Here is a 13221-nt window from a genome sequence, read left to right as displayed (position 1 = left end):
CACCTCGACGACCTCGGCCTCGAGTGCGCCCACCGGCGCGATGCCGAGGTCGTCCTCGCCGGGTCCGCCGGCGGGGCGGATCCCATAGCTGAACACGCCGATGCGCACCATGTCGTAGCGGAACTCGGGTCGCAGGGATGCCGCGGCGCTGGCCGCGAGGTGGGCGCGCGGTCGCGGCAGTCCGGCCTCGCGGACGGTGGCGAGGGCCTGCTCGAAGAGGGCGCGGGCCGCGTCGTCCTCGTCGTCGGATGCCTCGGCGAGATGGCTCCACACGCCCTCGAGGCTCAGCGCCCCGGTCGTCTGGGCCGCGGCCGTGCGGGCGACGGCATCGGGCCACTGCTCCGGTCGGATGCCGTTGCGGTGCAGGCCCGTGTCGATCTTCAGGTGCACGCGCGCTGTCACGCCGCGCGCGGCGGCGAGGCGCACCACGTCGTCGAGCAGTGCCGGGTCTCCGACGCCGAGGTCGATCCCGGCGTCGAGTGCGGCGCGCAGGGACTCGTCGCCCGCGACCATCCACGCGAAGACGCGCACCTCGTCGCCTGCGAGGGCACGCACGCGGAGGGCGGTCGGCAGGTCGAACGCCCCGATCCAGGTGATGCCGGCCGCGAGGGCCGTCGGGATGACGTTCGCGAGACCGTGTCCGTAGGCGTCGTCCTTCACGACGAGCATCAGCTCGGCCGGGGCGACGCGCGCGCGCAGCGACGCGAGGTTGCCCCGAAGCGCCGTGCGGGAGACCCGCAGCACGGCGGTCATGACACTGCCTCGCGCCGGGTGTGGAGTCCCACGGCGGTGACGATCTCCGACGGCCGGAGTGCCGTGACCGCTGCCCAGTGCGCCACGGTGTCGCCGCCGCGACCGAAGAACACCGCCTCATCGCCGCGCGCGATGTCGGCGTCGCCGATGTCGATGACGCAGACATCCATGGCGACGCGCCCCACGATCGGGCGCCGCGCATGGCCGAGGGACACGGATGCCGCACCTCCCGCACTGCGCACGACTCCCTGGGCGTAGCCGCCCGTCACCAGAGCGACGCGCGTGTCGGCGGGCGCGCGGAACCGGTAGCCGTAGGACACGCCTTCACCGGCCAGCAGCCGCTTCGTGCTGAGAACGGTGCCGACGAGCGTCATCGCCGGCACGCCGTCGACCCAGCCGTAGGTCACCGCCGGGCTCACCGCCGGCTCCCCCACCCGCACCACGCGGTCGCCGAAGGTCGTCGCGTCATCGACGAGCAGGGTCGCGTCGGTCTCGGACAGCAGTGCGGTCGCGACGGCGTCGAGCCCGTGACCGTAGGCGTCGTGGCGGAGATCGACGAGCGGGGCGGATGCCGCCGCTCGCCGCACGTTCGCGACGATCGCCGCCACGCTGACGCGGGCGACGGGAGCGGCGTCGGCGGTCATGGCCTATCGCAGCTGGATGGCCGTGAACCGCTTGCCGGTGGCCAGGCGCTCGATCTCGGCACGCGCGGCGTCGGCATGGGCGTCGATCGCGGCGTGCGCGTCGCCGGTCGAGTACGTGAGGGCGCGACGGGCTGTCGCTGCGGTGAGCAGCAGGTCGGCGAGCCAGGGGTTCAGCGGAAGCACCGGGCCCTGCAGGTTCGTTGCGACGACGCTGCCGGCGCGCACCGTCTCGTGGCCGCCGTCGACGCCGCCGCTGCCCGCGATCACCGTTCCGTACGCGAGGGCGGGGTCATCGAGCGACCACAGCGAGGCATGGTCCTCGAAGCCGACGAGCCGTCCGTCGGCCGTGTCAGCGACGACGTAACCGACACGACGCTCTCGCGTGCGGGCGACCCGCGCCGGAACGAGGCCGAGCCCGTCGAGACGGGAGCCGTCCGTGAGGGTGATCTGCTCGGCGAGCAGCTCCGCACCGCCGCCGACGGCGAGCACGGGGCAACCGTTCTCGACCTCGGTGCGCAGCCAGTCGGCGCGGGCACGCAGGTCGGATTCGACGGTGCGGATCGCGGAGAGGGGTCCGTTGCCGATGACGATCAGGTCGGCCTCGCCCGGCGCGGTGTCGCCGGGTTCGACGGTGACGACCTCGACCTCGAGCCCGGCGAGACGCGCGCGGGTCGCGAGCACCTCGACGTTTCCGGCGTCGCCGGAGATGCCGAGCAGGGTCGGATAGAGCTGGATGAGGCGCAGAGTCATCGGCGGGCGATCTCCTGGTCTCCGTGACCGAGCACGCGACGTCCGATCATCATGAGCTCGTAGTTGACGAACCAGTTCTGACGGCCGGACGCCGTCACCGGGAACGACCGCATGATCTCGACGGCCTTCTCGAGGTCGGGTTCGACGACCCCGATCGGGATTCCGGCGTAGGCGAAGCGCGTGGCGATCTGGTGGGCCTTCTCCCCCGTGATCACATCGACGTGGTCGAAGGCCGAGAGATCGACGTCGTACAGCCAGGAGATGTCGGGCGTGCCCTCATCGATCGCGAATAGCAGCCGCTCGGGTGTGCCGTCGAGCGCGTCGATGTTCAGCTGCAGGCTCGGGCCGTTCTTGAACATCACGAACTCCACCAGCTCGCCCGCCGGATCGCGACGCAGCGGAATGACCTCGCCGCGTCCGTAGGCCGGGGCCATCGCGGCGAAGCCGGCCTGCGCGGCCTCGGGCCGGAAGGCGTCGCCGAGCACGTGACGGGCGGCGCTGACCGCCGCCGCCGCATCGACCGCGTAGTGCAGGCCGCGCGCGGGAAGGCGGACCGGGATGCTCCGCCCCTCGAGGGAGATCTCGACCTCGCGTCCGGAGACAGCGGTGACCTCGCTCTCCGCCTCGTGGCGGATCGCCTGCGCGGTTCCGCTGCGGGTGTCGGCGGCGTTGTTCAGACCGTGAGCCGACGCGGCGACGACCTCATCCGAGGCGCCGAAGAACGACACCGGCGCGCGCAGCGTCGACGGGTCGATCTTGCTGAGGTACGGATCATCGCGGTTGGTCACCACGCGCACGCTGGCGCGGGTCGTGGCATCCAGCATCATGTCGGCGACCCGCTCGGTCTCGTAGAACCGGTACAGCTGGTCGACCTGCACGTTCAGCGCAACGATCACCCGCGGCGAGAGGATGTCGGCAAGGTCGGCCGCATAGCCCTCGTCGACCTCCAGCACCGCGACATCAGCCCGCACCCGACCGAACAGGGTCGCATCCGCGAGGAACGCGCTCGTGACGCCCTGCGGCAGGTTCGCGCCGGTGGGGTTCGTGAACACCCGCAGACCGTGCGCCCGCAACACCTCGCTGATCATGTGCGTCGTCGTGGTCTTGCCGTTCGACCCCAGCACGAACACGACGCCCGCCGGGAACTGCGCAGCGATGCTCGACAGCAGCGTGGGTGCGAGCCGGTTGGCGACGTACCCCGGGAACGCCGATCCGCCGCCGCGCAGGCGCGTGGCGAATCGGGCGAGCTTGCCGACGGCGACCGCGGGGACGTACTTCGCGCGGAACGTCATGCGCGGCTCACTCGAGGTAGTCGCGCAGCGACTGCGACCGCGACGGATGACGCAGCTTCGCCATCGTCTTCGACTCGATCTGACGGATGCGCTCGCGCGTGACGCCGAACGTGTCGCCGATCTGGTCGAGCGTCTTCGGCTGGCCGTCGCCGAGACCGAACCGCATGCGGATCACGCCCGCCTCGCGCTCGCTGAGCGAGTCGAGGAGCGACTCGAGCTGACGCTGCAGCATGGTGAAGCCCACCGCGTCGGCCGGGACCACAGCCTCGGTGTCCTCGATCAGATCGCCGAATTCGCTGTCGCCGTCCTCACCGAGCGGCGTGTGCAGCGAGATCGGCTCACGGCCGTACTTCTGCACCTCGATGACCTTCTCGGGGGTCATGTCGAGCTCGCGGCTCAGCTCCTCGGGCGTGGGTTCGCGTCCGAGGTCCTGCAGCATCTGCCGCTGCACGCGGGCGAGCTTGTTGATGACCTCGACCATGTGCACGGGGATGCGGATCGTGCGCGCCTGATCGGCCATCGCGCGGGTGATCGCCTGACGGATCCACCACGTCGCATACGTCGAGAACTTGAAGCCCTTGGTGTAGTCGAACTTCTCGACTGCGCGGATGAGGCCCAGGTTGCCCTCCTGGATGAGGTCCAGGAACTGCATGCCGCGCCCGGTGTAGCGCTTCGCGAGCGACACGACCAGACGCAGGTTCGCGCCCAACAGGTGGCTCTTCGCGCGCTGACCGTCACGGGCGACCCACTGCAGGTCGAGGCCCGTCTGGCCGGCCTTGTCGGCGGCCGACATGCCCGAGAGCTTCTCCTCGGCGAACAGACCCGCCTCGATGCGCATCGCGAGCTCGACCTCTTCGGCCGCGTTCAGCAGCGGCACCTTGCCGATCTGCTTCAGGTAGTCCTTGACCGGGTCGGCTGTCGCGCCGGTGATCTGCGTCGAGTAGACCGGGACGTCGTCCTCGTCGCTCGACGAGATGACGATCGCGCCCGTCGGAAGCGGCTCGCTGAACGCGGGCTTCTTCTCGTCGTCGTCTTCCGCATCGTCGTCGGCGTCGTCGGATGCCGCGGCATCCGTCTTCTTCTTCGCCGTGGGCGTGTCGTCGCCGTCGCTGTCGTCCGACTCGTCGCCGTCATCGGCGGAGTCGTCGAGCTCCTCGTCGATCTCGACGTCGTCCTCGTCCTCGTCCTCGTCGAACTCGTCGTCCTTCGGCTTCGCGGTCGACTTCTTCTCAGGCGCCTTCTTCGCGGGCGCGGCCTTCTTCGCTGCGGGCTTCGCCGTCGCGCGGGTCTTCGTCGCGGGCTCCGTCGCCGCGGCATCCGTCTCGTCGACGACGGCCGTCTCGTCGGCGGCGTCCGCAGCCTTCGTGGTCGCGCGCGATCGGGTTCCGGTCTTGGTGGCTGGAGTCACGTTTCGCCTTTCACCGAGGGCGTTCCCTCCCTCGGACAGAGGTAAGACCCTTGTCAAGTCCAGTGCTGTTCGCAACCGGATCGACAACGGGTCGGTCCCTCATTGTCTCATACCCGCGTCGGCGTCCTCGCCTCGCGGTCTCCCCTGTGGCAACATCGGTGCGCTCAGGCGCATTCCCCGCTCAAGAGAACGGGCCGGCGCGCCGGTCGTCGTCGCCCGGGCGTGACGCGAGGAAGCGCTCGAGCTCGGCGGCGAGCTCGTCGGCGCTCGGCAGATCGCCCTGGTGGATCAGCGGAGTGGCCTGCGTCGCTCCCGCCATATAGGCGTCGTAGCGCTCCTCGAGGCCTGACAGCATGGTGCCGAGCTCGTCACTCTGCTCGATCTGCTCGGCGACCTTTGCGACGAACGCCTCGTTCTCCTGCCGGAGGGACTCGACGTCGAACACGAGACCTGTGGCGAGCGTGATGCTGTCGAAGGCGGCGATGGCGGTGGCGGGGTACTCGGCGTCGCCGAGGTAGTGAGGTACGAGCAGCACGAACCCCGCGATCTTCGCTCCTGCCTCGGCGAAGCGGTACTCGAGCAGGTGTCCGATGGTGGCGGGTACCTGCGTGCGGGGCTTCCACACCGAATGCGCCGCCGTCAGGTCTGGTCGGGTGCCCGACACGGTCGCGCCGAGGGGCCGCGTGTGCGGCACGGGCATGGGGATCGCGTGCACCCAGGTCACGCCCGAGACGCCGAGGGCGTGCGCAGCCTCGGTGACGGAGGACGCGAAAGCCTCCCAGGCGAAGTCCGGCTCGTATCCCGACAGCAGCAGGAATCGCTGTCCGAGGGTGTCGCGTCCGAGCGACAGTTCGAGCCGCGGCGGACGGTAGTCGGACAGGTGGTCCTCGTCGAACACGACGATCGGCCTGCGGGCGCGATAGTCGAGCAGCACGTCGTTCTCGAAGCGCAGCACTGTCTGCAGGTCCCCCGCCTCGCGCAGGTGGTCGATGACCTGCGATGCCGCCGATCCCGCATCGGTGAAACCGGTGAACGCGATCACGAGCGGAAGGCCGTGCGGCACCTCCGGCGCGTCGTCCGCGGCGTCGTACAGAGGAGCGTCGAAGGGCATGACTCCATGCTAGGAGCCGGACGAGGGGGTGGGCCGGACGCTTCGCCCTGGGCGTACCTAGGATGAAGTCATGCCGTACCCCGTTCTCGAGTTCACCGACCAGCCGACCACCGAGATCGCCGCGGACGCGGTGCTGTTCCTCCTTCCCTGGGGTGATCCCGCCGACGATGCGAGCACGTCTGTGCGCGCCGCGGCCGACGCCGTCGGCGCCTCGCGCAGCGCAGGCGCCGTCACCCGGGTGAGCGTGCCGGAACTCGTCTCGCTCCCCGCCGCGGTCGTCGCGGTCGGCGACGGCGCGGATGCCGCGGCATCCCGTTTCGCGGCCGGCGCCGGCATTCGCACCCTCATCGGATTCGAGACGGTCGCGATCGTGCCGCTCGGCGGCACCGCCGCGCACGCCCGCGCGATCGCCGAAGGCGCGACCCTCGGGGGATACCGCTTCGACGGCTACAAGAAGAACGCGCCGGGGCGAGTCCGCGCGAACCGTGTGCTCATCGCGGCCCCGGGCACGGATGACGATGCCGCCTTCGCCGCGGCGGTGGGCGAGGCATCCGCTCTCGTCAAGGACCTCGTCACGACGCCGGCCGAGTGGCTCGGCCCCGCCGATCTCGCCGATGCGGCGCGCGCCGCCGTCGAGGGGCTCCCCGTCGAGGTGACCGTCTGGGACGAGGACGCACTGCGGGCGGGCGGCTTCGGCGGCATCCTCGGCGTCGGACAGGGCTCGGTGCGCCCGCCGCGCCTCGTGAGGGTGGACTACTCCCCCGCCGACGCGACGGGGCACGTCGCCCTCGTCGGCAAGGGCATCACCTTCGACACCGGCGGTCTCTCGCTGAAGCCGGCCGGGTCCATGGTCGGCATGAAGTACGACATGTGCGGAGCCGCGACAGTGCTCGCCGTGGCCCGTGCGGCCGCGCGTCTCGCGGTTCCGGTGCGCGTGACCGCGTGGCTCTGCATTGCTGACAACATGCCCTCCGGCAGCGCCACGCGTCCGGGCGACGTTCTGCGCATCGCCGACGGCCAGACCGTCGAGGTGCTGAACACCGATGCCGAGGGTCGCCTCGTGCTCGCGGACGGCCTCGTCGCGGCGAGCCGCGAGAACCCCGACCTGATCGTCGACGTCGCGACTCTCACCGGGGCGATCACCACCGCACTCGGCACCCGCCACACCGGCGTCATGGGTGAGGAGGGCGCCGTTGCGGCCTATCTCGCCGCCGCAGAGCGGGTCTGCGAGCTGGCCTGGCCGCTGCCGCTCCCCGACCACATGGAGGACGAGCTCGACTCCCCGATCGCCGACCTCGTGAACGCGAAGATCGGCGACCCGGCGGGCGGGTCGCTGTTCGCGGGTCTCTTCCTCCGCCGCTTCGTCGGACGTCTCTCGGATGCCGACGACGCCCCTCGCATTCCTTGGGTGCACCTCGACATCGCCGGTGTCGGCATGAACAAGGGCGGCGGATACGGCTTCACCGACAAAGGCCCTACCGCCGCGACGGTGCGGAGCCTCATCGAGCTGATCGGCACCCGCGCATGAGCGCGCACACCGTCGACGTCGTCGTCATCGGCGGCGGCAGCGCCGGTTACGCGGCGGCGATCCGTGCCCGCGAGCTCGGCTCGTCGGTCGTCATCGTCGAGGCCGACAAGCTCGGCGGCACCTGCCTTCACCGCGGCTGCGTGCCGACGAAGGCGCTGCTGCACACGGCCGAGGTCGCGGATGTCGCACATGCGGCGTCGACCGCGGGCGTCTCGGTCGGCGAGGTCGTCGTCGACGGCTCCGCCGCGCGCGCGTTCCGCGACAAGATCGTCGCCGGCAAGCACAAGGGTCTGCAGGGCCTCATCGCGGGTCACGGCATCACCGTCGTCGCCGGGTACGGCGTGCTCGGGCCCGACCGCGTCGTCACCGTCGGCGACGACACGTACGCAGCGTCCCATGTCGTCATCGCGACGGGATCGCATACCCGTCTGCTGCCGGGCATCGAACCCGGCCCGCGCGTGTGGACCAGCGAGACCGCACTGTCGTCGGACGTCGTGCCGGCGCGGGCGATCGTGCTCGGCGGCGGCGTCATCGGTGTGGAGTTCGCGAGCGCCTGGCGGAGCCTGGGCGCCGAGGTCACGATCGTGGAAGCCCTCGACCACCTCGTCGCCGCCGAGGACGCCTCCTCTGTCGCCCAGTTGGAGCGGGCCTTCCGCCGTCGGGGCATCCAGACCCGCCTCGGTGTACGCGTCGCGACTGTCGCCGAGACGGCGGACGCGGCATCCGTGACGCTCGAGGACGGCACTGTGCTCGAGGGTGACGTCGTGCTCGTCGCTGTCGGGCGCGCGCCGCACACCGCGGACCTCGGACTCGAGCAGGCCGGCGTCGCGCTCGAGCGCGGGTTCGTCGTCGTCGACGACCAGCTGCGCACCACGGTGCCGGGCGTGTGGGCGGCGGGTGACGTCGTCGCCGGGCTGCAGCTCGCCCACCGCGGGTTCCAGCACGGGCTCGCCGTGGCGGAGCGCATCCACGGACGCACGGTGCCGCAGATCCCGGATGCCTCGATCCCCCGCGTGATCTACACGCACCCGGAGGTCGCGTCGGTCGGTCTCACCGAGGAGCGGGCGAAGGAGACCTGGGGTGCAGAGGCGATCGCCACCGTCGAGTACAACCTGGCGGGCAACGCCAAGAGCACCATCCTCGGCACGTCCGGCGTCGCGAAGGTCGTCCGTCGCCTGAACGGGCCGGTCGTGGGAGTCCATCTCGTCGGCGATCGGGTCGGCGAACTCATCACCGAGGCGCAGCTCGTCGTGGGCTGGGAGGCCCACCCCGAGGACATCGCGCCGTTCGTGCACGCACACCCCACTCAGGGCGAGGCTCTCGGCGAGGCGTTCCTCGCGCTCGCGGGCTCGCCCCTGCACGTCGCGTGAGCGACGCGTCACTAAGCTAGACACCACACCGCATTCGTGAAGGAGCAACACCCATGAGCACTTCCGTGGTCCTCCCCGCTCTCGGCGAGAGCGTGACCGAGGGAACGGTCACCCGCTGGCTCAAGCAAGTAGGGGACACGGTGGCCGTCGATGAGGGTCTCGTGGAGATCTCGACCGACAAGGTCGACACCGAGATCCCCTCGCCCGTCGCCGGTGTAATCGAGGAGATCCTCGTTCAGGAGGACGACACGATCGAAGTCGGTGCCGTGCTCGCAAAGATCGGTGACGGTTCTGCCGCGCCCGCCCCCGAGACCGCTGCTCCGGCTGCCGAGTCCGAGCCCGCGCCGGTCGCGGAGACCCCGGCCCCCGCGGCGGAGCCTTCCCCCGCTGCTGCTCCGGCCGCTGCCGCCCCGACCGCCTCCGGCGGCAAGGAGGTCGTGCTCCCCGAGCTCGGCGAGAGCGTGACCGAAGGCACCGTCACCCGCTGGCTGAAGCAGGTCGGCGACTCGGTCGAGGTCGACGAGCCGTTGCTCGAGATCTCGACCGACAAGGTCGACACCGAGATCCCGGCTCCGTTCGCCGGTGTGCTGCAGGAGATCCTGGTGCAGGAGGACGAGACTGTCGCCGTAGGCGCCGCGCTCGCCCGCATCGGCGATGGGGCCTCCGCCCCCGCCGCTGCGCCGGCAGCCGTTCCCGCGCCGGCTCCTGTTGCTGCTCCCGCCCCTGCTCCCGCTGCTGCGGCTCCGGCCGCTGCGGCTCCCGTCGCTGCACCGGCCCCGGTTGTCGCTCCTGCGGCGGCGGCCTCGGGCGACGATGTCAGCTACGTGACGCCGCTCGTGCGTCGTCTCGCGCAGCAGCAGGGTGTCGATCTCGCCACGGTCAAGGGCTCGGGCGTCGGTGGACGCATCCGCAAGGAGGACGTGCTCAAGGCCGCCGAGTCGGCGACGAGCGCACCTGCGGCCGCTGCTGTGGCCCCGGCTGCGCCCACGCTCGAGGTCTCGCCGCTGCGCGGCACCACCCAGCCGATGTCGCGTCTGCGCAAGGTTCTCGCCGAGCGCGCCGTCGCGTCGATGCAGGCCACCGCGCAGCTCACGACGGTCGTCGAGGTCGACGTCACCGACCTCGCGACGTTCCGCGACGCCGTCAAGGGTGATTTCCAGGCCAAGACAGGTCAGAAGCTCTCCTTCCTGCCCTTCTTCGCCCTCGCGGCTGCGGAGGCGCTGCAGGCGTTCCCGGTCATCAACGCGACCGTCGACGGCGACCAGATCGTCTACCCGGCGAGCGAGAACCTCTCCATCGCGGTCGACACCGAGCGTGGCCTCCTCACCCCTGTGGTGCGCGACGCGGGCTCGAAGAACGTCGCGCAGATCGCGGCGGAGATCGCGGACCTGGCGGCCCGCACCCGTGAGAACAAGCTGAAGCCCGACGAGCTCGGCGGCGGAACGTTCACCCTCACGAACACCGGTTCGCGCGGAGCGCTGTTCGACACCCCCGTCGTCTTCCTGCCGCAGTCCGCGATTCTCGGCACGGGTGTCGTGTTCAAGCGTCCCGGTGTCGTGAAGGTCGGCGGCGTCGACGCGATCGCCGTGCGCTCGTACGTGTTCCTCGCTCTGTCGTACGACCACCGCGTCATCGACGGGGCCGACGCTGCGCGCTTCCTCGGAGCGGTGAAAGCTCGTCTCGAGGCCGCGGCGTTCCAGGCCGACCTCGGCATCTGACCCCACTCACGCTGGCTCTTGCGGCGCGTCGACGACGCTTCGCAAGAGCCAGCGTTGTCTGTCGTAGACGGCGGTGACGAGCTGGACGCCCGCCACGGATGCCGCGGTGACGCGCACAGCGACCACTCCCCCGTAGTCATCGATCACCTCGACGACGGCATCCGATGCATCGACCGGGCCGGGCGGCACATCGACCGCGCTCGCGGTGACGGCGGCGCGGCAGGACTCATCGCCGCATTCCCGCCGAAGGGCGAGGAGCGCCGCGACGGCCTCCGCCGCGGTGGTCGGGCCGACCGACGCCGCAGCGGCGGATGGCGAGGTCGGCGCCGACTCAGCGGTCGATATGGCGGTCGGTGTCGGATCGGCCGGAGTCAGGATGCTCGGCGTCGCCGTCGGGGCCTCGCGCGGCCACAGCAGCCCCAGCGCGGCGACCGCGCCTGCGGTCACCGCGGCGACGGCGACAAGTCGTCCGCGCGGAGCGCGCCGCGCCTCAGTTGATGTGAGAGGCGACCCGTGGGCCGTGTGCGGCGCCGTGAGCGAGACACTCGCGTGACGTGGTCGTCGTGCACGGCCGAGAGCGGTGCGTACCGCGCCGGCCCAGCCACGCACGTCACCGTCGACACCGGCGATGAGCGGGCTCCACCACGACGCACGGTGATCGTCGGCCTCGGGTGCGATCTGTGCGCGGTCTGATCGCGCGAGCGGAGTGTCGGCGTCCGGCAGTGCGGCAGGTGTCGCAGCGGCGAACAGCCGTTCCTCGATCGCGCGAAGGTCCTCGTCGTCGAGACGCCGGACGCGGCACAGAGCCGCGGCATCCGCCCACAGGCCGCCCGGGCCGCCGATGGCGGCGAGCTGCTCGATGACGTGGGCGCCGTCGGTCACCATTCCGTCGCCGGCGGAATGCACGAACACCGGGCGGCCGCTCGTCGTCACCCACCAGGATCCCGCGCACAGCTCACCATGGCCGCGGACATGCTCCGCATGGATGCCGCGCAGCACGCCGACGGCGATCGTCACGGCGGCACCGAGGCCCGCGTCGCCGACAGGCAGGGCATCCACGACAGTGCCCAGCGCACGGTCGCATGCGTCGACGAGGAGGTCGTGGCCATCGGGACGCCGCCGGATGTCGCGGAGGCCGAGAACGTGCCCGCCGTCCTCGTCACCTCCCCGCCAGTGCTCGCCGATAACGGCGGTGTCGACCACATGCAACGTCGCCCCGTCAACGTCGCGGGCCAGCGCGCCCGGCCAGGGTGCCCGGGGCGGAGCGACGAGGCGGAGGATCACGAGACGGTCGTCGAGCAGGGACATGCGGCAAGACTGCGCCCTCCGTACTCGGTGCCCACGCTCCGCGCGCGGAGTCGCGGCACGACCATGCCGGTCGGCGGGGTGGGGAGGAGGCGACGCGCCGGTAGGCTGTTCCGCATGGCACGCAGCACGTCTCCCGAGAAGCGCCCCGGCTTCCTCTCCCAGATCCAGACGCTCTTCCGGTTCACCCGCGAGGTGTACCCGTGGCTCGGATGGCTCATCGCGGGCGTGATCGTGCTCGGCATCCTCATCGGTGTCGGCGTCGGCTTCCTGATCCCGCCCGTCGCCGGGTGGAGCGTCATCCTCTGGGGCGTCACGGGTCTCATGTTCGGTGTGCTCGGATCCCTCATGACCATGACTCGGCTGTCGACGCGCGCGATGTACCAGAAGATCGACGGGATGCCGGGCGCGTCCGGTCACGTGCTCTCCACGGCGCTCGGACGCAACTGGCAGGGCGGCGAGTCGCCCGTCGGTGTCAACCCCCGCTCGCAGGATGCGGTCTTCCGCGCGATCGGACGCGGCGGTGTCGTCATCGTCGCCGAGGGTGCGCGAGGGCGGTTGACACGTCTGGTCGCCGATGAGAAGTCCAAGATCCAGCGCGTCGCATCGGGCGTGCCGGTCACAGTGCTCTACGTCGGCCACGGCGACGAGGACGTCGCGATCTCGAAGCTCGCCACGACCATCAAGCGCCTGCCGAAGGCGATCGACCGCGGCACGCAGGCGGCGGTCATCAAGCGTCTCGACTCGGTCTCGCGGGGGCTCTCGTCGCTGCCGATCCCGAAGGGCGTCGACCCGCTCAAGGCGCGGGCACCGCGCCCGCGCTGATCGGCGCACTCAGGCGTATCCGCAGGTGACGATCACCAGCGGATGATCATCGTGCCCGCGAAGACGTCATGCAGACCCCGGTGATCGACGTTCCAGATGAGCGCCGGAAAGAGCAGGAGTAGCAGTACGGTGCGCACGACCGGGCGCCAGAGACCGATCCATCCGCCGGTCGCCTTCACGACCCGCAGGCCCACGAGCCGGTGCCCGGGGCTGCCGCCGATGGTCGGGATGAAGAGCACGTGGAGCAGGGCGAAGATGACGAGCGACGCGACCGCGCTGTAACGGAAGAACGCGAAGGAGATGAGCGCGGACAGCGCTGCGTCGATCGCGTACCCACCGAGCCGTCGACCGAACCGCGCGATACTCAGCCGGCCGGTCTCGGGAAGTCCGAGGCGCGCACCCGGATAGGCTGAAGTCGTCCGCTCATCACTCACGCCGACAGCCTAGACAGCGTCGCGTAACATGCCCGAAACATCCGAGATATCGCCGGGCAACGCCCCGTCGATAGTTTCGGATG

The 13221-nt window shown here is 70.9% G+C and carries 12 protein-coding genes; 4 read left to right on the top strand and 8 right to left on the bottom strand.

Annotated features, from left to right (window positions below; all coding sequences use genetic code 11):
• The 6 genes from ABT08_RS10025 to ABT08_RS10000 all read right to left on the bottom strand — a co-directional run.
• Nucleotides 1-753 (bottom strand): alanine racemase (locus ABT08_RS10025; protein ID WP_288114852.1); only part of this gene is annotated, 753 nt, incomplete at its 3' end.
• Entirely contained in the window at nucleotides 750-1397 is a 648-nt protein-coding gene (locus tag ABT08_RS10020; RefSeq protein WP_288114851.1) for an alanine racemase, read from the bottom strand. The genes ABT08_RS10020 and ABT08_RS10025, both read right to left, overlap by 4 nt.
• A 3-nt stretch (nucleotides 1398-1400) precedes the next feature.
• On the bottom strand, nucleotides 1401-2147 hold the full coding sequence (locus ABT08_RS10015) for a type 1 glutamine amidotransferase (protein ID WP_056208860.1): 747 nt from the start codon (nucleotides 2145-2147) through the stop codon (nucleotides 1401-1403).
• Nucleotides 2144-3439, bottom strand: a complete 1296-nt coding sequence (locus ABT08_RS10010; RefSeq protein ID WP_045248035.1) for a Mur ligase family protein — start codon at nucleotides 3437-3439, stop codon at nucleotides 2144-2146. Before ABT08_RS10010 ends, ABT08_RS10015 begins: the two co-directional genes overlap by 4 nt.
• A 7-nt stretch (nucleotides 3440-3446) precedes the next feature.
• Complete coding sequence (locus tag ABT08_RS10005) at nucleotides 3447-4847, bottom strand: RNA polymerase sigma factor (RefSeq protein ID WP_056208854.1); 1401 nt, start codon at nucleotides 4845-4847, stop codon at nucleotides 3447-3449.
• 181 nt (nucleotides 4848-5028) lie between these two features.
• Nucleotides 5029-5958 (bottom strand): proteasome assembly chaperone family protein, encoded by a 930-nt coding sequence (locus ABT08_RS10000; protein WP_045248033.1) that lies wholly within the window; start codon nucleotides 5956-5958, stop codon nucleotides 5029-5031.
• A 70-nt stretch (nucleotides 5959-6028) separates the two neighbouring features.
• Here ABT08_RS10000 and ABT08_RS09995 point away from each other — a divergent pair, with 70 nt between their 5' ends.
• Genes ABT08_RS09995 through sucB form a run of 3 tightly spaced genes read left to right on the top strand, consistent with a single transcriptional unit; the run spans nucleotide 6029 to nucleotide 10574 of the window.
• Complete coding sequence (locus ABT08_RS09995) at nucleotides 6029-7486, top strand: leucyl aminopeptidase (RefSeq protein WP_288114850.1); 1458 nt, start codon at nucleotides 6029-6031, stop codon at nucleotides 7484-7486.
• Complete coding sequence (gene lpdA, locus ABT08_RS09990) at nucleotides 7483-8856, top strand: dihydrolipoyl dehydrogenase (protein WP_056208848.1); 1374 nt, start codon at nucleotides 7483-7485, stop codon at nucleotides 8854-8856. Before ABT08_RS09995 ends, lpdA begins: the two co-directional genes overlap by 4 nt.
• A 53-nt stretch (nucleotides 8857-8909) precedes the next feature.
• Nucleotides 8910-10574: a 2-oxoglutarate dehydrogenase, E2 component, dihydrolipoamide succinyltransferase gene (sucB, locus tag ABT08_RS09985; protein WP_056208845.1), complete on the top strand. Its 1665-nt coding sequence runs from the start codon at nucleotides 8910-8912 to the stop codon at nucleotides 10572-10574.
• Nucleotides 10575-10580: 6 nt separating this feature from the next.
• On the opposite strand, the gene ABT08_RS09980 is transcribed toward sucB, so the two are convergent.
• On the bottom strand, nucleotides 10581-11882 hold the full coding sequence (locus ABT08_RS09980; RefSeq protein WP_288114849.1) for a hypothetical protein: 1302 nt from the start codon (nucleotides 11880-11882) through the stop codon (nucleotides 10581-10583).
• A gap of 114 nt (nucleotides 11883-11996) precedes the next feature.
• Here ABT08_RS09980 and ABT08_RS09975 point away from each other — a divergent pair, with 114 nt between their 5' ends.
• Nucleotides 11997-12704, top strand: coding sequence for a DUF4191 domain-containing protein (locus tag ABT08_RS09975; RefSeq protein WP_045245757.1), 708 nt, complete (start codon nucleotides 11997-11999; stop codon nucleotides 12702-12704).
• Nucleotides 12705-12736: 32 nt separating this feature from the next.
• On the opposite strand, the gene ABT08_RS09970 is transcribed toward ABT08_RS09975, so the two are convergent.
• Nucleotides 12737-13138, bottom strand: a complete 402-nt coding sequence (locus ABT08_RS09970) for an RDD family protein (protein ID WP_288114846.1) — start codon at nucleotides 13136-13138, stop codon at nucleotides 12737-12739.
• Nucleotides 13139-13221: the final 83 nt, after the last annotated feature.

Source organism: Microbacterium sp. SCN 71-21, from assembly GCF_001725695.1.
Taxonomy (GTDB): domain Bacteria; phylum Actinomycetota; class Actinomycetes; order Actinomycetales; family Microbacteriaceae; genus Microbacterium; species Microbacterium ginsengisoli.
This window is presented reverse-complemented; position numbering and strand designations above follow the sequence as displayed.

Coding starts and splice junctions, on each gene's coding strand:
- ABT08_RS10020 (WP_288114851.1), bottom strand. CDS start 1,397: ATGACCGCCGACGCCGCTCCCGTCGCCCGCGTCAGCGTGGCGGCGATC.
- ABT08_RS10015 (WP_056208860.1), bottom strand. CDS start 2,147: ATGACTCTGCGCCTCATCCAGCTCTATCCGACCCTGCTCGGCATCTCC.
- ABT08_RS10010 (WP_045248035.1), bottom strand. CDS start 3,439: ATGACGTTCCGCGCGAAGTACGTCCCCGCGGTCGCCGTCGGCAAGCTC.
- ABT08_RS10000 (WP_045248033.1), bottom strand. CDS start 5,958: ATGCCCTTCGACGCTCCTCTGTACGACGCCGCGGACGACGCGCCGGAG.
- ABT08_RS09995 (WP_288114850.1), top strand. CDS start 6,029: ATGCCGTACCCCGTTCTCGAGTTCACCGACCAGCCGACCACCGAGATC.
- lpdA (WP_056208848.1), top strand. CDS start 7,483: ATGAGCGCGCACACCGTCGACGTCGTCGTCATCGGCGGCGGCAGCGCC.
- sucB (WP_056208845.1), top strand. CDS start 8,910: ATGAGCACTTCCGTGGTCCTCCCCGCTCTCGGCGAGAGCGTGACCGAG.
- ABT08_RS09980 (WP_288114849.1), bottom strand. CDS start 11,882: ATGTCCCTGCTCGACGACCGTCTCGTGATCCTCCGCCTCGTCGCTCCG.
- ABT08_RS09975 (WP_045245757.1), top strand. CDS start 11,997: ATGGCACGCAGCACGTCTCCCGAGAAGCGCCCCGGCTTCCTCTCCCAG.